We start from the raw sequence: 19,652 nt of genomic DNA, 5'->3' as shown, positions 1-19,652 counted from the left end.
GGCCTGAGGGCGCTCAGGCCGCCACGTGCTCCACGAGCAGTTCGTTGACCCGGTCGGCGCGCTCCACCCCGAGAAGGTGCGCGGCGCCGTAGACCACCTCGAACCGGGCACCGGAGATCCCGTCGGCGAGCCTGCGCCCGTGCCCGGGCGGCAGCAGGGGGTCGTGCGCGGCGGAGACCACCATGGTCGGCACCCGCACCTCGGCCACCAGGTTGCGTTGGTCCAGCCCGGACACGGCGTCGCAGATCGAGGCGAAGGCACCGGCGTCGATACCGCCGAAGTCCTCGGTGAAGCGTGCCGCGACCTCCGGGCGGTCGTCGGTCAGGTCCGGGGTGAACCAGGGCAGGACCACGTCCGCGGTGACCGAGTCCAGCCCCGTCCCCCGCACCCTGGCGGCGATCCGGTCCCAGCGGTGCATGGCCGGGGTGCGCGGAGTCCCGGCCAGCAGCGCGAGCCGCTCCAGGGTTCGGGGGGAGTTGGCGGCGATCCAGAGCAGCAGGGAGCCGCCGAAGCCCGCACCGACCGCCGAGACCCGGGAGAACCCCCGCTCCTCCAGCACACCGAGGATGTCCAGGGCCAGGTCCTCGACCGAGTAGGGCCCCTCGGGCGCCGGGGAGAACCCGTGCCCCCGGTGGTTGACCCGCAGTACCCGGCGGTTGCGGGTGAGTTCGGGCATCTGGGGTTCCCAGACCGACATCTTCGTTCCGAACGGCGGCACGAGCAGCACGACGGGTGCGTGCTTGGGGCCGTCGAGTCGGTACTGGAGCGGTATCAGGGCCATGGAACCTCCGGGTCGCCAGACGGCCAGGTTATCCACAGTGCTTTCGAGGAAGCCAGAAAACCGCGTCATGCCCCTCCAATGGAGGACAGGAACTGACCGCCATGCTTCCTAGAGTCGAGGTACCGAGACGGACCCGACGAAGGAGAGTTCCCATGGCGGCGACGGCCACCGAGAACAACAGCCAGGTCGATGTCGAGCGGGAGGCGCTGCTGGCCTTCCTCGCCGAGCAGCGCGAATTCCTGCTCACCACGGTGCGGGGCCTGGACGACGAGCGGCTCCAGGAGCGACCGACCGTCAGCGCCCTGAACCTGATCGGACTGGTCAAGCACCTGTCCAACACCGAACGCGGCTGGCTCCAGTTCATCGAACAGGGCTCCCCGGAGGTCGACTACGAGGCCCAGGAGACCTACGACCACCACGAGAACACCTTCCGACTGGTCGGCGACGAGACCGTGGAAGGGGTCCTGGCCCACTACGCGGAGACGGCGCGGGCCACCGAGGCCTACATCCGGCCCCTGGGCAGCCTGGAGGTCAGCCGGCCGCTCCCCGCCGCCCCCTGGTTCCCGGAGGACACCTCCTGGACCGCCCGTGACGTTCTCCTGCACCTGATCCGCGAGACCGCGCAGCACTGCGGCCACGCCGACATCATCCGCGAGTCCATCGACGGCCAGAAGACCATGGGTTGACCCGCGACACGCCGACGGATTCCTTGATGGGTAGCGCACGCGACACTCTCCGTATGCGGGACCATGGGGTGGCCCCATTCCCGAGCGGCGAGGAGCGCGGAGTGAGCCCGACCTGGATCGACATCGACGACGAGGCCCTCCGGGAGACCATGCGTTTCTCCGGCGCCCGCAACCAGGACGACGCGGTCAACCTGGCCCTGCGGGTGTTCGCGGCCCGGCACCGGAGCCGGACCGAGACCCTCGGAGAGCGCGACCGCTCCGAGGCGGCGCCCCGGAGCGGTCAGGGGGGCCGGGAGAGCAGGGGTTCGGTGGACAGGGGCGAGTTCCACCAGGGGGCGATCCGGCGCCGCCGGGAGAACGGCTCCTGACGAACGGGCCCCGGGACACGAGCGGGGCGGACGCACCGACCGGTGAATCCGCCCCGTCCACGACGGCGGCGAGGGCCGCCTCCGCATCCCGCGTGGACAAGGGAACGGGAAGCATCCGGATACCACCGGGCACAGGTGGGGACGGGTAGCGGAACTCCCCGGCAACGGCAACGGGGACGCCCCCACCGACCAGTGGAAACGTCCCCGTCTACGAGGTGGCGAGGGTCGCCTCCGCATCCCCCCTCAAAGTACGGAGGCAACCCTCGCTCTGGGAAGCGGCCTGCGACTCCTCCCCCCGGGAGTCGCGGCCTTGAAGGTCTGCCACGTGGAAGCGATCTTGTCGTTCCGCGTTGATAGGAACACTACCCACCACACCCTCGAATAACAACCCTCTGTCACGGGAAACTACTTAAAGTGATCGCCATTCCTGGGGTGAGGAACGGCCAAGCCGCTGTGGGCATCGTCAACACGGGGTCATGAGCGGGTGCTCGGAAGGCGGACATAGCCTGGTGAGGTGAGATCACCGCTGTTCACCCCGCGTTGGATCGGCCTGCACCTCGTGGCCGTGCTCGTGGCCGTCGTGTGTGTCGCCGGGACCTACTGGCAGGGCACCACTGCCTTCGAACCCGACCGCGACGTCATCACCAATCCGGTGGAGGACCTGGCCGACGCCGTGTCCATCACCGATCTCGGTGAGCCCGGCGAGTTCCTGCACCCGAACCTCACGACGAACACCGCGGTCGAGGCCAGCGGGCACTTCGACGCGGAGTCGCAGCTCCTCGTGCCCCAGCGCATGGACGGGGACGAGGGTTACGCGGTGGTCATCCCGCTGGTCACCGGGGAGGGTGTGGCCCTGCCGGTCAACCGGGGCTGGTCCGAGGACGGCACCGACCTGCCCGCGCCGCCCGAGGGCGAGGTCACCGTCACCGGCTGGCTCCAGCCGCCGCAGGAGCATGCGGAGGGGTTCGTCCCGATGGGCCGGCCCGAGGTGGGCACGGTCGAACGGATCGCCCCGTCCGTGCTGGTCGGTGAGTGGGACTACCGGATCTACGCGGCCTACGTCACCCTGCCCGAGCGCGAACCCGCCGTCGACGGGCTCACCCCGGTGCCGCCGCCGGAACCGCCCACCGAGTTCACGATCAACTGGCGCAGCCTCAGCTACGCCGTCCAGTGGGCCATGTTCGGCGTCTCCGCGGTGGTCTTCTGGATCATCCTCATGCGGCGTGAACTGGCCGAGGCCCGTACCCGTAATACGGGTAGGGCCTCGGCGGAGAACGGAGAGGACTCGGATCAGCCGGTGGGCGCGGGCTCCTGAGCCTGCGCGGCCCGCCGCTCGGCCTCGATTTCCCTGGCCTTCTCGGACTTGACCACCCGGTGCTCGACCACGAAACCCAGGATCGGAACGGTGCCAGCGAGCACGACCCCCAGGGTGCGGCCCGCGTCCCAACGGCGGTCCAGGGAGACCCACAGGGTGACGAGCACGTAGGCCATGTAGATGTAGCCGTGCGGCATGACGACGTAGTGCATCAGCGGTGACTCGGGACCGAACCAGTGCTCCCAGCCCTGGGGTGCGCCGACCAGGGCGAACATCGAGGTCTCACCGACCAGGTACTTCGCGGGCATCGCCAGGAAGGTCAGCCCCAACAGGAAAACACCCGTGATGTATGCGAGCACCCGGTACAACGCGAACGAAACACGCCTCTTGTCCACTGCGACTTCACCCATTCAACGACTTCGCCCCGAGGAGGGTCGGGTCCCCTCCATCGAGGCTAAGCGCTGTCCGGCACGGCGGGTCCTCGGGGTGACCGTGCCCGGACAATCTCACATTTTCGCAGTTCGTAGCAGGTCTGTCCGGTGGGGCTGGGCATGGGTCACGGTCGGACCGTCGACCGGGCCTACTTCTTGTCCTTGTTGTTGACGCGGGTCGGCGGGCTCCACCGCCCGTCGGACTTGGCCGTCCAGGCCTTCGGGATCATCCGCAGGGACAGGTAGGAGTCCACGACGCGGATCGGGAAGAAGAACAGGCCGTAGAAGAGGTACGACGGACGCCGCCGGATCATGGTCATGACGCAGGTCAGCATGTAGTCGGGCACGAGCAGACCGATCATCAGGGCGGTCAGCGGAAGGAAGGCCGTCACCGCGGTGAAGCCGTCGGAGAAGTACGGCAGCCCCGCCACCGCCTCCCCGCCGAACGTGCCGATCAGTACGAACACCGCGATCGCCACGGTGACCAGGAAGAGGAACGAGACCAGGACGACCTCGATGATGTACAGCGCCAGCGCCACCCAGAAGAAGCTCGGCCACACCTTGTGGCGCCGGACCGTCTGCCAAAAGCCCAGCGTCCAGCGGCCCACCTGCTTGCGGTAGTCCTTGAACGTGAACGGGTCCTGGCTGTAGGCCTTCGTGTCCGGCCGCATCGAGATCCGGCCCAGGCGCTTGCGGTGCACCTCGAAGGTCATGTTGAAGTCCTCGATCACCAGCCCCGGCGGGTTGACGGTGATCTCCCGCAGGGCGCGGCTGCGGTACACGCTCGCGAACCCCGGGACGATGAAGGAGGTGTTGGCCCGCTTCCAGGTCTGACCGAAACGCATGAAGTACTGGAGCATGAAGTACAGGCGGTCCCGGTAGGCCGAGATGATCCGCCCGATGATGTTGCGTTCCCTCGGCTTCCACTCCGAGACCACGAACCCGGCGACGGCGGCCACGTCCTGGTCGAGCAGTTGACGTTTGGCGCCCTCCACGTATCCCGCGTCGAGCTCCGTGTCGGCGTCCAGAATCAGCACGCCGTCGTAGTTCTCGGTCAGGGAGAACTCCTCGATGACCGCTTCGATGGCCCCCGCCTTGCCCCGGTTGGTGAGGAGTTCGAGGACGTTCACGCCGGTCTTGGCCGCGATCTCGGCGGTCGCGTCCTTGGACGAGTCCGAGACCACGTAGATGTCCCACCGGTTGAACAGGCCCAGCGCGGAGGAGATCGCGGTGTCGATCACCGGCTCCTCGTTGTGCGCCGGGATGATGACGGCGATGGTGGTCTCCGCCAGGCGCTGCTCCGTGAGGTCGCCACCGGGTTCCACCGTGCTGACGGCGCCGTTGGCGGCACCGGCCTCGGGGCCGCTTTCGGCCAGCGCGACGCCGCCGCCCGGCCCGCCCGCTCCCACGAGGACCCGTTCCCGGTGGCGCCCACCGGTGACCGCCGTGCGCTGGAGGTCCTCGGGCCTTCTGCGCAGGGCCTTGCGGACCCCGCCCTCGGCCAGCCTGAGCAGACCGGCCACGGTCCACAGCAGGAGGTTCAGGCCGAAGGCCATCCACAGGAAGACGTAGCCGAGGGCACCGATCCCCGCGGCGGCGGCCATGGACGACGCGAAGTCGAACCAGTAGACAAAGAGTGCGACAGCCAGGACCAGGGCTATCAGCCCGGTCAGCAGCCCGCCGATGAATCGCACGATACGCACAGCCCTGGGACCCTCCGAATGTTATCGGTTTCGGACCGACATTAACCCGCAAAGTCGGCGTTAGGTTGACGCCCTACGCGACCGGTAGGTTCACCCGAGTTCGCGTCCTATGTAGGCCACGCAAATCGTATACATGGGCTTGCGTGAGGTGGTACCCATTAGAAGATATTTGAGACGAGGCGCCGGAGGTCGCCACTACCCTGATTTATCCAAGAACGTACCGGTTCTTGGTAAATCCTCGTTGAACACGACCCACAGAGAGAAGGAGAGCGCCAGGCGTGATCGGCGGCTCACGATCCCCCTCGCCAGATCCTGCCCACCACACCCCGGACCCCGACCCCGGGAGCACCGCCGCCACCAGCGACGACACCGGTCGGATCCGGGCGGCTGTCCATCAGCCGCACTATTGGCCCCAGGGCTGTTGCAAAGTCGGGGATGAGTAGCGTTATCACTGATCACAAGCCTGCAGCGATCCAGTAGAAGACCCCACACACAACAACGGAGCCCTGGTAGAAGGTCAGGAACTCTCACACCCCTGGCCTCACAAGGACTCCGTTGCGCCCCCAGTCTGCCACGCCCTCTCCGGCCCTGTCCGCGCCCACCGGGGACGAAGCCGATCCTCGCGATCGGCGGGGCCGCCGCCACCGCCTGGGCTGCATCATCTTGATCTGCCTGTGCGCCGTGCTCTGCGGAGCCCGCTCCCTGACCGCGATCGGCCAGTGGGCGCATAACGCGCCCCAACACACCCTGACCCGATTGGGAGCCCGCATCACCCACCCCGAACTCGGAGTGCGCACCGCCCCCTCTGCGGCCACGATCCGCAGGGTCCTGACCAGCCTGGACCCCGCCGCGCTGAACCGCATGAGCACCGCCGCCGACTTGGCCGTGCTCATCATCGACGGCAAAAGTGTGCGAGGCTCGCGCACCCGCCGCTCCCAGGCCGTGCACCTACTGGCCGCGATGGCCCCTACCGGACAGGTGGCCGCTCAGATCCGGGTGGCGGACAAGACCAGCGAGATCCCCGCTCTCCAGGATGTCCTGGCCGGGATGGACATCGAAGGCAGTGTGATCTGCGCTGATGCGTTGCACACCCAGACCGATACCGCCCAGCACCTGGTCAAGGAGCGCAAGGCCCACTACCTACTCACCGTCAAACGCAACCAGCCAACCTTGTTCAACCAGGTCAAAGCACTTCCGTGGAGGCAAGCGCCCGCCCTGTTCACCGAGGCCTCGCGTGGGCACGGGCGCCAGGAGAGGCGCACGGTCAAGGTGCTCACCGCTCCCCGGATCGCTTTTCCGTACGCCTGCCAGGTGGTGCGGGTGCACCGGTGGGTCAAGGAGGTGGCCACTGGCCGGGTGAGGCGCACCTACGCCTATGTGATCACGAGTTTGTCCGCAGAGCAGGCCGGTGCTGCCCGGTTGGCGGGCTTGGTGCGGGGTCATTGGCGGATCGAGGCGCTGCATCATGTGCGGGACGTGAGCTTTGGCGAGGACGCCTCCAGGGTGCGGTGCGGGAACGGCCCACAGAACATGGCGATGCTGCGCAACCTGACGATTCCGCTGCTGACGGAGCTGGGGATGACCAGCATCCCCGAAGCGATCCGTTGGGTGTCCTACGAGACCTTCACTCGCCCTCTAGAGCTACTCAAGATCCCCTGAACAGGGGCAACGCATCCCTCACCCGACTTTGCAACAGCCCTGTATTGGCCCTGGCTGGGGTTGATCGACAAGATCGATCGCTCTGACCGGTTCGTCATGCTTGACACGGTTCAGTTCGAACGCCGCGGCTGGCAGAACCGAAACTACATCGCCGGCCACGGCAAGCCGGTGCTGCTTACCGTGCCCGTCACCCAGGCGAGCCGCGACGAGCTCATCCGGGACAAGAAGATAGACAACACACAGAAATGGCGTAACAAGCACTACAGGGCACTCGCTGAACACAGTTACCGCAAGGCCCCATACTGGGCCGATTACCGTGAAGAAATCGGCCAACTGTACGAGACCGAGTGGGAGGACCTCGCAGACCTGGCCATAGCCACCACCCGCATGCTGACCCGCGGCTTCGGCATCGAGACACCGATCCTGCGCGCCAGCGAACTCGGGGACTTCCCCGGGCACAAGAGTGAGTTGCTCGCCCAGATCTGCGCCAAGGCCGGGGCGGACACCCTGCTCTCCGGTGACGGCGCGAGGAACTACCTGGATCCCGAAACCATGGACCGCCACGGGATCGGCATCGAGTGGCAGAACTTCAACCACCCGGTGTACCCGCAGCACACGCGTGGACCCGCCGACGCATTCGTGCCCCGCCTGTCGGCGATCGACCTCCTACTCAACGCCGGACCGGACGCGCTACGAGTGCTCCGACAGGCAAGATCCCGCGGCTGACCTCGATCAGCAAGCGGGACACCGCCCGCCCGAGTCCTCGGGCGCAGTGGTCCCGACGGCCCGGGTAACAACCGATCGCTCCCCATGCAAGGACAGGAAGCTGGCATGACGACGGACTGGTCACAGGAGCGTCTCCTGGTCTACTCCCCCCACCCCGACGACGAGACTCTCGGCTGCGGCGGCCTGATGCACAAGGCCAAGTGCGCGGGCGCGGAGGTCTTCGTGCAGTTCCTGACGGTCGGCGACACCGCGGACCAGTCCCCGAAGGGCTTCTCCACCGCCGAGGAGCGCTACACCGAGATCAAGAAGGCCTCCGAGCACTTCCGCTGGGACGACTGGCACATGGCCCTGCCGGGCGACACCCACCACCTGAGGCTGGACTCCGTCCCCCGCGTGGACCTGACGCAGCTGATCGAGCGGGAGAGCCCGCTCTCGATCGCACGTCTGAAGCCCAGTGTGGTGCTCGTACCGCACCGCACCAGCTACAACCAGGACCACCAGGCCGCCGCCGAGGCGGTTCACACCGCCCTGCGTCCCTCGAACACCCGGCTCCGCCACCATCCGCGGTTGGTGCTGGCCTACGAGGAGGCCGCCGACCAGTGGCGGACCGAGCCCGTGCAGTCCCCCAACCTCATCGTGGAACTCGGTGAGGAGGACCTGGCGGCCAAGCTCCACGGCATGGAGCTGTACGGCTCCCAGAGCCACGAGCACCCGCACACCCGTTCCGAACTCACCCTGCGCAGCCTCGCCGTCCTCAGGGGCATGCAGGCCGGAGTGGCCCTCGGCGAGGGTTACCACGTCCTGCGCTATCTGGCCTGAACAGCCAGGACGACGCAAGGACTCCCCCACCTGTCACACGAAGACCCATCCCCCGTGAAGAACAGAGCATCTACACCGCCCAAAGTGGAGGGGAAACCATGAAGGCTGTCATCACCGGAGGAGCCGGGTTCATCGGCTCGCACCTGTGCGACCACCTGATCGCTCAGGGACACGAGGTCATCGTGCTCGACGACCTCTCAACAGGTTCGCTGTCGAACCTGTCCCAGTTGGAGGGCTCCGCCAAGTTGCGATTCGTCCAGGGTGACATCCTGGACCGTGAACTGGTGGACGAGCTCGTCGCGGAGGCGGATACCGTGTTCCACCTCGCCGCGGCGGTGGGTGTCTACAACATCGTCGACAACCCGCTGCGCTCGCTGCGGATCAACCTGCACGGCACCGAGAACATCGTGGAGGCCGCGGTCAAGCACCGTGTGCCCTACATGATCGCCTCGACCAGCGAGGTCTACGGCAAGAACGACGCCGACGGCCTCAAGGAGAACGACGACCGGATCTACGGCTCGCCGATCAAGAGCCGCTGGTCCTACGCCGCGGCCAAGGGGCTGGACGAGCTGGTCGCCTACGTCCACGGTGTGGAGTCCGGCGTGCCCTGCGTCATCACCCGGTTCTTCAACGTGGTGGGGCCGCGGCAGACCGGTAGGTACGGCATGGTCGTTCCCCGGTTCGTCGACCAGGCGCTGTCGGACGAGCCCATCACCGTCTACGGCACGGGTACCCAGCGCCGCTGCTTCGGTTCGGTGTTCGACGTGGTCCCCCAGTTGACCAAGCTGATGGACACCCCCGAGGCCTACAACCAGGCGGTCAACCTGGGCGGGCGCGAGGAGGTCTCCATCAAGGGGCTCGCCGACCGGGTCGTGGAGCTGACCGGTTCAGGCAGCGCCATCTCCTACATCGACTACGAGCAGGCCTACGGAGAGGGATACGAGGACATGCAGCGCCGCTACCCCGACACCTCCCTGGCCGCGCGGCTGATCGGCTACGAGCCGACGCGGGACCTGAACGACATCATCGGCTCCATCGTCGAGCACCGCCGTTCGGCCGACCCGGTACCGGCGCCGGTCTAGGCAGGTCACTGACGGGAGGACGTCCCCCGGGTGCCCGCCGACCCGGAAGAACCCTCCTCTGACCGCCCCGCCGGTCGCTACCCGTCAGACACGAGCAGACCCACAGCCGCCAACAGCGAGAACACAGCGATGAGAGGGGAGGTCACGAGGCCCGGCCCCCGCCTCGTGGACCCGACGCGACACCCGCCTGCCCGCCAGAGGGCAGCAAGCCGGGTCGCCGGCTTCTTCCCTGTCTCGGCCCCTCACAAAGGCCCCTCGGCCCCAGCGGCCGCGCCCGTTCAGGGCATACCACAGACACGGCACCCCTGCCTGGGTGCGCCCCTCCCGCACTCAAGGGCCCGCACCCAGGCAGGGCGCGGGCACCGCACCGGTTCACCGGTCAACCGCCCAGGTGCACAGGAAGCCGTTGCGGTTCACGGCACGAGCACCGTGGCCACCACGGTCACCGTCATGGCCAGGACGCCCGTGCACAGCACGGCCATGGCCCAGGGGCTGGCCACGCTCAGCGGTGGCTGTCCCGTCCGCGGATCGCGTACCCCGTGGCGGGTACGCCGCCACCGCAGCAACAGGTGCAGTCCGAGGCCCGCGCCCAACAGCAGGGTGAAGCCCATGAAACCCACCCGGAGCAGGGGGGCGACCTCGGGCACTACGGCGGATCCCGGTTCGAGCGGGCCGCGCAGGTAGAGCAGTCCCACCAGGGCCAGCAGGATCAGCATGCGCTGCCAGGACAGTAGCGTGCGTTCGGGTTGGAGGCCGGGGTCGCGCCGTTCCTCACTCGGATTCACAGCAGGTTCCCCAGCAGAACCGCCAGGCACACCATGCCCACGGCGAACGTGGTGATCAGCGGAAGAACGCTCATCGGCAGGCTCCCGCCGCGTCGCATGACTTTCTGGACGCGGTACCAGCGCAGCGGAGCGTAGACGGTCACGATTCCGGCGAGCACGGCCAGGAGCAGCCCCACCACCGTACGGAGCGTCTCGTCCCAGGCCAGCGGGAGCAGGTGGAGCACGGCGACCGCACCGGCGAGCAGGGCCAGGGCCGTCCGGATCCACGCCAGGAAGGTACGTTCGTTGGCGAGGGTGAAGCGGTAGTCCACGGCCTGTTCACCCTCGGGCACCTCCGTGCTCATGGGTCCCCCTCGGGTTGTTTCGGTGTTCGGCCCACAACGGGAGCTCCGGTCACCACAATGAACCCGTGCCCCGTGAACCGACACTAACCATGTGTCGCCTTTCCTCCCAAACAGGTATGCAACACGTGTTGTGTCGGAAACCACCAGCTCACGAGGTGGGTGCGAGCCACCCGCGAGGCATGTGGAACAAACAAGTGGGCACTACCGCTGTAGCACCCAAGAGGATGGCAGTTGGCCACCGGTCGACACCAACAAGACGAACGAAGAGCAGGAGACCACGTGTCCACCGTCGAACTCACCAAAGACAACTTCGCGGAAACGCTGAAGGACAACAGCTTCGTCCTGATCGACTTCTGGGCTGACTGGTGCGGTCCCTGCCGCCAGTTCGCCCCGGTGTTCGACAAGTCCTCGGAGAAGCACGAGGACATCGTGCACGCCAAGGTCGACACCGAGGCCCAGCGCGAGCTCGCCTTCGAGTTCAAGATCCAGTCCATCCCGACGCTGATGATCGTGCGCGACCAGACGGTCATCTACAACGAGCCGGGCGCCCTCCCCTCCGAGGCCCTGGAGAGCCTGATCACCCAGGCCCGGGAACTGGACATGGACGAGGTCAAGAAGAAGATCGCCGAGCAGGGCGAGACCGCGCAGTAGCACGCTCCGCGAACCGACCGCCCCGACCCCCGACGCCGCACCGGCCCGGGACCGTCGGGGCGGTCGTGCGCGTGCCCCCGGCGGAACAGGGGCTTCGGGTCGGGATGCGGCTCCCCGTCTGGGCCCGGCTGCTCTAGGCGGGCAAGAGCGAACGGAGCTTCACCGCCCCAGCCGTCCGGGGCTGCTGTTCGGCCCGGAGGGCTCCGCCCCACCGAGCCAGCTCCCGGGGCACCCGCGCCAGACCCGCCCCGGCCTCTTCCGAGATCAGGTCGCCGAGCTCGCCGCCCGGGAGCACGACTCCCGTCAGCGGCGGCCCCGGCACGCCGTGCAGCAGGGGTACGCGCCCCGGAGGTCGGTCGGCACCGGCCGCCCCGACCGGGGACGACACCAAGACGTCACCGGGGGCTTCCCACTCCACCGCCTGCGTTCACCTTGGCCACGGGGTTCGTTCACCCGGGCTTCACGCGGGCATATTTGCATGGGAATCGACCGCGCTCAGCGGGTTCTACCCCTCACGCGCACACCGAGCTCCGTCCGACCCGGAAGTGGCCCCATGTCTGTCAGCAACACCGCGACCCCGCGAGGCACCGAGTCCGGCCGCGGCATCGCCCCCGACACCGTCCGGTACAACCGCGAGGTGCCCGACCTGGGTGACCCCGTCTTCGACATCTCCGACCTGTCGATCTACTACGGATCGAACAAGGCCGTCCGTGACGTGAACCTGAAGGTGGGTCCGCGCCAGATCACCGCCATGATCGGCCCGTCCGGCTGCGGCAAGAGCACGGTGCTGCGCACGCTCAACCGGATGAACGACCTCATCCCCGGTGCACGGATCGAGGGCAAGGTGACCTACCACGGCGAGGACCTCTACGCCCCCGAGGTCGACCCGATCGAGGTGCGCCGCCGGATCGGGATGGTCTTCCAGAAGCCCAACCCCTTCCCCAAGTCCATCTACGACAACATCGCCTACGGCCCGCGGATCAACGGTGTCCGCGGCAACATGGACGACCTGGTCGAGGAGACCCTCACCAAGGCCGCGCTGTGGGACGAGGTCAAGGACAAGCTGAAGGAGAGCGCCTTCGCCCTCTCCGGCGGTCAGCAGCAGCGCCTGTGCATCGCGCGCACCATCGCGGTGAACCCCGAGGTCATCCTCATGGACGAGCCCTGCTCGGCCCTGGACCCGATCGCCACGCTCAAGATCGAGGACCTGATGTACGAGCTGGCGGCCGAGTTCACCATCGTCATCGTCACCCACAACATGCAGCAGGCGGCCCGCGTCTCGGACCGCACGGCGTTCTTCACCGCCGGCGTGGACGAGGTGGGCGACCGCTACGGCAGCCTCGTGGAGTTCGACGAGACCGCGACGATCTTCAGCAAGCCCGCCGACCAGCGCACCGAGGACTACATCTCGGGCCGTTTCGGGTAGCCGAGCGGTCGAGCTCCACCCGCCCTCGCCCCCTCGACGAAGTGGACCCGCCCATGCCCGCCATCACCTCCTCCGCACCGGTCCCCCCGCCTTCGGGCACACCGGACGACGAGGTGCGGGCGGGGCGTACGGAGGGTCCGCTGCGGGTCCTGCTGGTCGAGCCGGAGTCCGAGCAGTCGCACCAGCTGGTGCTCTCGCTGAGCGGGCACGACGTGGACATCACGGTCTGCGTGGACGGCGCCGAGGCCCTGCTCCGGGTGGGGATGGTGCGTCCGGACACGCTGCTGACCAACGCGGCCCCGCCCGAGGTGGACCTGGAGACGCTGGTGCGGGTGACCCGGCGGGCCATGGACATCCCGATACTCATCGGGGTGGGCCCGGGTGACTCGCAGCGGGCGATGCGGGCGCTGGCCGCGGGGGCCACCGCCTGCGTGAACCGGCCCTACCGCATCCCCGAGCTCTCGGCGCTGCTGCGCGGTTCGCTCCCCGGCCCGGAGGGTTCGCCCGTCACGGGGACCGGCGGTCCGGTGGCGCTGCGCTCGGGCGACCTGGAGTTGGACGCGCTGGGGCACCGGTTGTTCGTGGACGGGCAGCCGGTCAACCTGGCCCTGCGGGAGTTCGGGATCATGGACTTCCTGCTCAGACACAGCGGCAGAGTGGTCAGCCGCGAGGAGCTGTGGACCGAGGTCTGGCACAAGCCCCTTCCCCCGGTGAACAACACGATCGCCGTGCACATCCGCCGGCTGCGGCACAAGCTGGGCGACTCCGAGTCCCAGCCCAGGTTCATCCACACGGTCCGGGGCATCGGCTACCGGCTGGACACGGCGAACGGCGGGTAATCGCCCGGAGGGAATCCAGTGCCGTTTCGAGGGCCCTCCGGAAAACACCGGAGCGGCCCGTCATTCATGTCCTCATCACCTTTTTCGAAACCAACGCCAAGGTGAAGCGGCCAGAAATCAGAGCTGTCACCTTCCCGTGTGCCACAGTCACGCCAAGCACCCGAAAACCCGATCATACAAGCAGGTCAGCGCAGGCGGTCCGAACCCACCCGAGGCCGCCGACACCATGACACCCAGCAGCCGTTATCAAATGGTGACCCTCATTCACCTGCCATTCACTCTTCTTCTATCCAACGGCCTCTATTTCGATGGCGCCACGACTTTCACCGCACTTAGTGTCGTTTCACGTCAGCCCCGACAGCGGTGATTCAACGAGGAGAACTACGACATGCGCAACGGGCGTTCCAAGCTCGCCGTTCTGGCGGCCATCCCCCTGCTCGCGGCAGCGTGCAGCAACGGCGACAACGGTGACAACGGAGACGGCTCCGCCAGCACCACCGACGCCGAGCTCAGTGCCTCGCTGACCGGTGCCGGGGCCAGCTTCCCCGACCCGCTCTTCCAGGACTGGATGCACACCTACGGCCAGGACGTGCAGCCGGGCGTGAGCATCAACTACCAGAGCGTCGGCTCCGGCGCCGGTATCGAGCAGTTCCTCGAGCAGACGGTGGACTTCGGCTCCTCCGAGCGCTACCTGACCGACGAGGACCTGCAGGTCGCCGCCGACAACCGCGGCTGCGAGGCCCTCCAGTTCCCGGTCGTCTTCGGTTCGGTCGTCGTCGCCTTCGACAACCCCGACCTGGACGGCATCGTCCTGGACGCGGAGGCCGTCGCCGGCATCTTCGCCGGTGAGATCACCAACTACACGGACCCGGCGATCGCCGACCTCAACCCGGACATGGACCTGCCGGACGACGAGATCATCCCGGTCCACCGTTCCGACAGCTCCGGCACCACCGAGGTGTTCACCCACTACCTGTCCACCGAGGTGGACTGGTGGGCCGAGGAGTACGGCTCCGGCGGCGAGATCGACTGGGCCCCCGGCCTGGTCGGCGGCCAGGGCAACGACGGCGTGGCCCAGGGCATCAGCCAGAACCCGGGCGGCGTGGGCTACGTGAACCAGGCCTTCGTGCAGGAGGCCGGCCTGGCCGCCGCGCAGATCATCAACGCGGACGGTGAGCCGATCGCGCCGACCCTGGAGTCCACCACCGCCGCCTCCGAGGAGGCGGAGATCCCCGAGGACTTCCGCTTCAGCATCGACGGCATCGGCGGTGAGGGGTACCCGATCGCCGGTACCAACTGGATCTTCACCTACACCTGCGGCTACGACCAGGCCGACGCCGACGCCATCATCGACTTCTGGACCTGGGCGCTGACCGACGAGACCGCCAACGACGTCGTGGCCGAGCTGGGCTACGCCCCCCTGGGTGACGAGCTCAAGGACCGCGTGCTCGCCGAGATCCAGCGCACCAACGCCGACAACGGCGACGGTGACGAGGGCGCCGCGGACGCCGACGAGGACACCGAGGCTGACGAGAACGCCGAGGACGACTCCGACGAGTAGCACCTCCCGGGGCCGGGGCGACCGGTCGCCCCGGCCCCGGACCACGCCCCCTCGGGGGCGACCACGACCGCTCTCCCACTCCCACGAAAGCCATCAAGAGGAGAAGCACCATGTCCACTGAGGCCCCCGAGGCCCCGGCCCCCGAGGAACCCCGGCGGGGCACGCTGAGGTCCGGCAAGGGCAGGTACGCCGACCCCCTCTTCAAGTGGGCGGTCGCGGCCTGCGGCACCATCGTGCTGGTGCTGCTGGCGCTGATGGTCATCCGCACCACCTCCGAGGCCTGGCCCGTCTTCGCCAAGGAGGGCTTCTTCGGCTTCCTCACCGGTGAGGAGTGGCAGTCCGGGAACTCCCGCACCGAGATCACCGGCACCTACGGCGCCTGGCCCTTCATCTACGGCACCCTGGTCACCTCGGCCATCGCGATCGCCATCGCGCTGCCGCTGGCGATCATGGTCGCCTTCTACCTCACCCACCTGGCTCCGCGCCGCATCGCCAAGCCGCTCTCCTACACGGTGGAGCTGCTCGCCGCGGTGCCCAGCGTCATCTTCGGCCTGTGGGGCCTGCACTGGTTCCTGCCGAACGTGCTCCGGCCGTTCTTCGAGTTCCTGGAGAGCGTGCTCGGCTGGTTCTTCCTCTTCGAGGGCCCGATCCGCGGCGTCGGCTACCTGTCCGCCGGGATCGTGCTGGCCATCATGATCCTGCCGATCATGACCGCCATCATCCGCGAGGTCATCGCGGTCCACCCGATCGACCAGCGGATGGCCGCCTACGCCCTGGGCTCCACCCGCTGGGAGGTCCTGCGCAAGGTCGTACTGCCCGCCAGCTTCTCCGGGATCGTGGCCGCCGCCATGCTGGGCCTGGGCCGCGCCCTGGGCGAGACCATCGCGGTCCTGATGCTGATCGGCGGCTCCCAGTCCTGGAGCACGAGCCTGTTCGGCACCGGCAGCAGCATGGCCTCGCACATCGCCGCGACCTTCGGTGAGGCCACCCCCGAGTCCAGGACGGCCCTGATGGCCATCGGTGTCGCGCTGTTCCTGGTCACGATGATCGTCAACATCCTCGCCCGCGTCATCGTCTGGCGCCTGGGGCGTATGACGGGAGACGCCGCCGTATGAGCACCATGACCTCGCCCCCTCCGCGCAAGCACGTCCCGCTGAGCCAGCGCCCCCCGGGTTCCTCCGTCCGGCGCTTCAAGGACCGCAGCGCCACCTTCGTCCTGACCGCCGCGATGGTCATCGCGATGATCCCGCTGATCCTCATCGTCTTCGAGGTGACCCGGCGCGGCATCGGCGTGGTCAACCTGGACTTCATCACCGCGACCGAGCCCCCGCCCCGGCGCGAGGGCGGCGGCTACGCGGCCGGTTTCTTCGGCACCCTGTACATCATGGCGCTGGCCGTCCTGATGTCCATCCCGTTCGGCATCGCCACCGCGGTCTACATCGTCGAGTACGGACCCAACCGGCTCACCGCCTCGATCCGCTTCTTCACCGACGTGATGACCGGCATCCCCTCGATCTTCGTGGGTCTGTTCGTCTACGGCCTGCTGGTGATCGGCTGGGGCGGCATGGGCTTCGGTACCTTCGTCGGCGCGGTGGCCATCGCCGTGATGATGCTGCCGATCGTCACCCGGTCCGCCGAGGAGATGCTCCGGCTGGTCCCGAACGAGATGCGCAACGCCAGCTACGGCCTGGGCGCGCGCAAGTGGCAGACCATCGCCCACACGGTGCTGCCCGCCGCCGCGCCCGGTCTGACCACCGGTTCGATGCTGGCGATCGCCCGCGGTATCGGCGAGACCGCGCCCCTGCTGCTGACCGCCTTCGGTTCGGGTCTGGTCGTCACCGCCTTCCAGGGCAGCCCGCAGGGCGCCGTGCCCATGCAGCTGTACAAGGGCGCCACGCAGCCCTTCGAGGCCGGTATCGACCGCGCCTGGGGCGCGGCGCTGTGCCTGTTCGTGCTGGTGCTGGCCTTCACCGTGGCGGCACGCTGGGTGGGCTCCAAGGCCTCCACCAACTCATAGGTCCCGGCTGGCCGCCGGGCCGACTCCCAGAACGGTCGTCTCCACCGAGGGGCCGCGCACCACCGCCGTCCGGGCGGGGTGCGCGGCCCCTTCCCGTTGGCTCGGGTGCTGGAGACTGGCCCCGTCGAGCGGGCACCGGTAGCCTTGCCCGAGCCCGTTCCCCAGCAGATTCCGGAGAGCCCCCGATGGCCGACACCGCCGACTACGCCGCCACCTTCGCCCTCGTCGACACCGACGGCGACGGCCTCATCTGCGCCCAGGAGCTGGCCTCGCTGATGCGCAACCTGGGCGACCAGACCACCGACGAGCAGGCCACCGAGGTCGTGCGCGCGATGGACAGCGACGGCGACGAGCGCATCTCCCTGGAGGAGTTCGCCAGCTACATGTCCCGCAACCAGAACTGAGCCCGCGCGGCCCGCGAGTCGCCCGGGACGCTCCGGGTCCGGCTCAGCGGGGGTCGGAGGCGAGGTAGACGGTGTCCGGGACGCCCCGGGCGACCACCACCTCGACGACCTCCACCGAGGCGAAGCGGGTGCGCAGCAGCTCCTCGAAGCTGTCCACGGCGTTGGCGCTCCAGAACGAGAGCACGCCGCCGGGGGCCATCAGACGGGTGAGCTGGGCCAGCCCCGCCTCCTCGTACAGGCGGTTGTTGTTCTCCACCACGGTCCAGTCCGGGCCGTTGTCGGTGTCCAGGCAGATGACGTCGTAGCGGCTGGGTTTCTCGGCGGCGGAGGCCTCCGCCAGCCAGGCGACGATGTCGGCGTTGTGGACGCGGCAGCGGGGGTCGCGGTGGACGTAGTCGGCGGCCTCACCGAGCTCGTCGTCGTGCCAGGCGATCACCTGGGGTTCGAGCTCCACCACGTCGACGCGGGACACCCGCGGGTCGTCGAGGGCCTCGCGGGCGGAGAAGCCCACGCCCAGTCCGCCGACCAGCACACGGGCGTGCGAGCGGCCCGCGGGAAGTGCGGCCAGGCTCTCACGCACCATCTCGCGTTCGGAGGTCCCGTCCCGGGTGTCCATGAGGAACAGCCCGTTGGAGTAGATCTCGTAGTGGGCACCCACCCGGCGCAACACCAGGTCGCCGCCGGTCTCACCGGTCACCCGGGCCAGGGTGACCGTCTCGCCCTCGGGGGTGGGGTGCGCGGGGGCGAGGTCTCGCGTTCGCTGGTTCATGTCCCACATTGTGCCCCGCGGGGCCTGATCCCGCTGTGCCTTGGAAGATCCGGGGCTTGGGCCGGGTCGGTGCGGGGCCAGTTGGCTACTCGTGAGTAGGTTGGGTTCCGGCGCGTCACCGAGAGGAGTGTTCATGACCATGGGCCAACGCCTGGAGAAGCTGTGCAAGGTCGCCCCGCTCGCCCTGGGCGGGCTGTTCGTGGGTTCGGGGGTGCTGCACTTCGTCGCCCCCAAGCCGTTCGAGGCGATCATGCCGCGCCAGCTGCCCGCGCACCGGGAGTTCGTGTACGGCAGCGGTGCCGCCGAACTAGCCTGCGGGCTCGGCCTGCTGACCAGGCAGAAGTGGGCCGGTCCGGCCAGCGCCGCGCTGCTGCTGGCCGTGTGGCCGGCCAACGTCCAGATGGCGCTCGACTCCGGTTCGGGCCGTCTGCCCTCGGTGGCAGACAACAAGCTCGTCGCCTGGGGCCGGGTCCCGCTGCAGGTCCCGCTGATCTGGGCCGCGCTCCAGTCGCGCCCCAGGGCGGGGACCGCTCAGGACTGAGCCGGGCGGGCCGTGGCCGGAACGCTGGCGATCCGGCCACGGGTCCGCACGGCGGCGGTCCGGTCGGCTGTCCTTGAGCAGGTAGCCGACGGTCGCCGCCGAGGTCCTGGAGAACTACGAGGGCTGATTCTCGGCACCGGCCTCCGGCTCAGCCTGTGTTCGGGGGCGCGTGCGCGCGGTGAGCCGGTGGATCAGGGCCACCGGCACCGCGCACAGCCACCCCAGGCAGAGGGCCCACAGGGCGCCGGTGAGCGCTCCGGCGAAGACGTAGGAGAAGAACGCCAGAGGCCCCGCACCCGCGGCCAGGACGGCGGCGACCGCGCGCAGGGAGTTGGCCAGGGCCAGGCCGAGCAGGATTCCGGCCCAGGCGGAGAGCATGAGCCGCCACGAGTTGGCCTCCGGGCGCCGCAGCAGCGCCCGGTGCACCCACCAGGCCGCGACGGCGGCCAGGATCAGGGCGGCCAGGATCTCGATCCCCAGGTTCCAGGCTGGCTGGCCCACCAAGGCGTGGAAGGTGAGCCGGGGGAAGGCGAAGGGCACGCCCAGCGACGTGGGCAGCATCAGCCAGGCCGCGCGGGCGCCCAGCCAGGTGAGGAAGGCCGCGCTGCCGAAGAGCGCGCAGGTGAACAGGGGCACGGCCGCGGCGACGACGAGGGTCAGGGCGTTGTGGGGGGCGGGCCCTCGGGGGGCACGGTCGTCGGGGGCACGATCGCTATTGCGAATAACATTCACCTTTTGCATGATA

General features: G+C 68.5%; 23 protein-coding genes. 15 read left to right on the top strand and 8 right to left on the bottom strand.

Features of this window, described 5'->3' with window-relative positions; genetic code table 11:
* Positions 1-13: 13 nt before the first annotated feature.
* Entirely contained in the window at positions 14-781 is a 768-nt protein-coding gene (locus tag HNR07_RS25915) for an alpha/beta fold hydrolase (RefSeq protein ID WP_184367233.1), read from the bottom strand.
* Between the two features lie 152 nt (positions 782-933).
* On the opposite strand from HNR07_RS25915, the gene HNR07_RS25910 reads away from it, so the two are divergent.
* The 3 genes from HNR07_RS25910 (at position 934) to HNR07_RS25900 (ending at position 3,150) form a co-directional block, all read left to right on the top strand.
* Positions 934-1,467 carry a DinB family protein gene (locus HNR07_RS25910; protein ID WP_184367231.1) on the top strand — a complete coding sequence of 178 codons (534 nt, stop codon included), beginning with the start codon at positions 934-936 and terminating at the stop codon, positions 1,465-1,467.
* 101 nt (positions 1,468-1,568) lie between these two features.
* Positions 1,569-1,835 (top strand): type II toxin-antitoxin system VapB family antitoxin, encoded by a 267-nt coding sequence (locus HNR07_RS34475; protein WP_254419158.1) that lies wholly within the window; start codon positions 1,569-1,571, stop codon positions 1,833-1,835.
* A gap of 514 nt (positions 1,836-2,349) precedes the next feature.
* The gene (locus HNR07_RS25900; RefSeq protein ID WP_184367229.1) at positions 2,350-3,150 is read left to right on the top strand and encodes an SURF1 family protein; all 801 of its coding nucleotides are present in this window, start codon (positions 2,350-2,352) and stop codon (positions 3,148-3,150) included.
* On the opposite strand, the gene HNR07_RS25895 is transcribed toward HNR07_RS25900, so the two are convergent.
* Together HNR07_RS25895 and HNR07_RS25890 are read right to left on the bottom strand one after the other, a co-directional pair.
* Entirely contained in the window at positions 3,126-3,560 is a 435-nt protein-coding gene (locus tag HNR07_RS25895; RefSeq protein ID WP_184367227.1) for a DUF3817 domain-containing protein, read from the bottom strand. The two genes, HNR07_RS25900 and HNR07_RS25895, sit on opposite strands and share 25 nt — an antisense overlap.
* Positions 3,561-3,730: 170 nt before the next feature.
* On the bottom strand, positions 3,731-5,284 hold the full coding sequence (locus tag HNR07_RS25890) for a glycosyltransferase family 2 protein (protein ID WP_184367225.1): 1,554 nt from the start codon (positions 5,282-5,284) through the stop codon (positions 3,731-3,733).
* A gap of 555 nt (positions 5,285-5,839) precedes the next feature.
* Here HNR07_RS25890 and HNR07_RS25885 point away from each other — a divergent pair.
* The 4 genes from HNR07_RS25885 to HNR07_RS25870 all read left to right on the top strand — a co-directional run bounded on the left by HNR07_RS25885 (position 5,840) and on the right by HNR07_RS25870 (position 9,570).
* Positions 5,840-6,943, top strand: coding sequence for an ISAs1 family transposase (locus HNR07_RS25885; RefSeq protein ID WP_184367224.1), 1,104 nt, complete (start codon positions 5,840-5,842; stop codon positions 6,941-6,943).
* A 96-nt stretch (positions 6,944-7,039) separates the two neighbouring features.
* Positions 7,040-7,669 carry a WbqC family protein gene (locus HNR07_RS25880; RefSeq protein WP_246421252.1) on the top strand — a complete coding sequence of 210 codons (630 nt, stop codon included), beginning with the start codon at positions 7,040-7,042 and terminating at the stop codon, positions 7,667-7,669.
* A gap of 105 nt (positions 7,670-7,774) precedes the next feature.
* Positions 7,775-8,488 carry a PIG-L deacetylase family protein gene (locus HNR07_RS25875; protein WP_184367222.1) on the top strand — a complete coding sequence of 238 codons (714 nt, stop codon included), beginning with the start codon at positions 7,775-7,777 and terminating at the stop codon, positions 8,486-8,488.
* Between the two features lie 98 nt (positions 8,489-8,586).
* A complete protein-coding gene (locus HNR07_RS25870; RefSeq protein ID WP_184367220.1) occupies positions 8,587-9,570 on the top strand; it encodes an NAD-dependent epimerase/dehydratase family protein in 984 nt (327 codons plus the stop codon).
* Between the two features lie 413 nt (positions 9,571-9,983).
* Here HNR07_RS25870 and HNR07_RS25865 read toward each other — a convergent pair whose 3' ends face one another.
* Positions 9,984-10,355, bottom strand: a complete 372-nt coding sequence (locus HNR07_RS25865) for a DUF202 domain-containing protein (RefSeq protein ID WP_184367218.1) — start codon at positions 10,353-10,355, stop codon at positions 9,984-9,986.
* Positions 10,352-10,699, bottom strand: coding sequence for a YidH family protein (locus HNR07_RS25860; RefSeq protein ID WP_184367217.1), 348 nt, complete (start codon positions 10,697-10,699; stop codon positions 10,352-10,354). Before HNR07_RS25860 ends, HNR07_RS25865 begins: the two co-directional genes overlap by 4 nt.
* 231 nt (positions 10,700-10,930) lie before the next feature.
* Between HNR07_RS25860 and trxA the strand changes: the two genes are divergently transcribed.
* Complete coding sequence (gene trxA / locus HNR07_RS25855) at positions 10,931-11,350, top strand: thioredoxin (RefSeq protein WP_221318935.1); 420 nt, start codon at positions 10,931-10,933, stop codon at positions 11,348-11,350.
* 133 nt (positions 11,351-11,483) lie between these two features.
* Here the strand turns inward: trxA and HNR07_RS25850 are convergent, their stop codons facing one another.
* Positions 11,484-11,768, bottom strand: coding sequence for a hypothetical protein (locus HNR07_RS25850; protein ID WP_184367215.1), 285 nt, complete (start codon positions 11,766-11,768; stop codon positions 11,484-11,486).
* Between the two features lie 135 nt (positions 11,769-11,903).
* Between HNR07_RS25850 and pstB the strand changes: the two genes are divergently transcribed.
* The 6 genes from pstB (at position 11,904) to HNR07_RS25820 (ending at position 17,597) form a co-directional block, all read left to right on the top strand.
* Positions 11,904-12,776, top strand: coding sequence for a phosphate ABC transporter ATP-binding protein PstB (gene pstB, locus HNR07_RS25845; protein ID WP_017583761.1), 873 nt, complete (start codon positions 11,904-11,906; stop codon positions 12,774-12,776).
* A gap of 53 nt (positions 12,777-12,829) precedes the next feature.
* Positions 12,830-13,615, top strand: coding sequence for a response regulator transcription factor (locus HNR07_RS25840; protein WP_184367213.1), 786 nt, complete (start codon positions 12,830-12,832; stop codon positions 13,613-13,615).
* A gap of 388 nt (positions 13,616-14,003) precedes the next feature.
* Entirely contained in the window at positions 14,004-15,176 is a 1,173-nt protein-coding gene (gene pstS / locus HNR07_RS25835) for a phosphate ABC transporter substrate-binding protein PstS (protein WP_184367211.1), read from the top strand.
* Positions 15,177-15,286: 110 nt separating this feature from the next.
* Positions 15,287-16,291, top strand: a complete 1,005-nt coding sequence (gene pstC, locus HNR07_RS25830) for a phosphate ABC transporter permease subunit PstC (protein WP_184367209.1) — start codon at positions 15,287-15,289, stop codon at positions 16,289-16,291.
* A complete protein-coding gene (gene pstA / locus HNR07_RS25825; RefSeq protein WP_184367207.1) occupies positions 16,288-17,193 on the top strand; it encodes a phosphate ABC transporter permease PstA in 906 nt (301 codons plus the stop codon). The genes pstC and pstA overlap by 4 nt, the downstream gene beginning before the upstream one ends.
* 185 nt (positions 17,194-17,378) lie before the next feature.
* Positions 17,379-17,597, top strand: a complete 219-nt coding sequence (locus tag HNR07_RS25820) for an EF-hand domain-containing protein (RefSeq protein WP_184367205.1) — start codon at positions 17,379-17,381, stop codon at positions 17,595-17,597.
* A 43-nt stretch (positions 17,598-17,640) separates the two neighbouring features.
* On the opposite strand, the gene HNR07_RS25815 is transcribed toward HNR07_RS25820, so the two are convergent.
* A complete protein-coding gene (locus HNR07_RS25815) occupies positions 17,641-18,366 on the bottom strand; it encodes a spermine/spermidine synthase domain-containing protein (RefSeq protein ID WP_449407334.1) in 726 nt (241 codons plus the stop codon).
* Between the two features lie 133 nt (positions 18,367-18,499).
* Here HNR07_RS25815 and HNR07_RS25810 point away from each other — a divergent pair, with 133 nt between their 5' ends.
* Positions 18,500-18,907 carry a DoxX family protein gene (locus HNR07_RS25810; RefSeq protein WP_184367201.1) on the top strand — a complete coding sequence of 136 codons (408 nt, stop codon included), beginning with the start codon at positions 18,500-18,502 and terminating at the stop codon, positions 18,905-18,907.
* Positions 18,908-19,021: 114 nt separating this feature from the next.
* Here the strand turns inward: HNR07_RS25810 and HNR07_RS25805 are convergent, their stop codons facing one another.
* Complete coding sequence (locus tag HNR07_RS25805; protein ID WP_221318934.1) at positions 19,022-19,648, bottom strand: hypothetical protein; 627 nt, start codon at positions 19,646-19,648, stop codon at positions 19,022-19,024.
* Positions 19,649-19,652 lie beyond the last annotated feature (4 nt).

The sequence above is a fragment of the Nocardiopsis metallicus genome (genome assembly GCF_014201115.1).
Classification (GTDB): domain Bacteria; phylum Actinomycetota; class Actinomycetes; order Streptosporangiales; family Streptosporangiaceae; genus Nocardiopsis; species Nocardiopsis metallicus.
The sequence above is the reverse complement of the archived record's forward strand: the minus strand, read 5'-3'. Positions and strand labels throughout refer to the sequence as shown.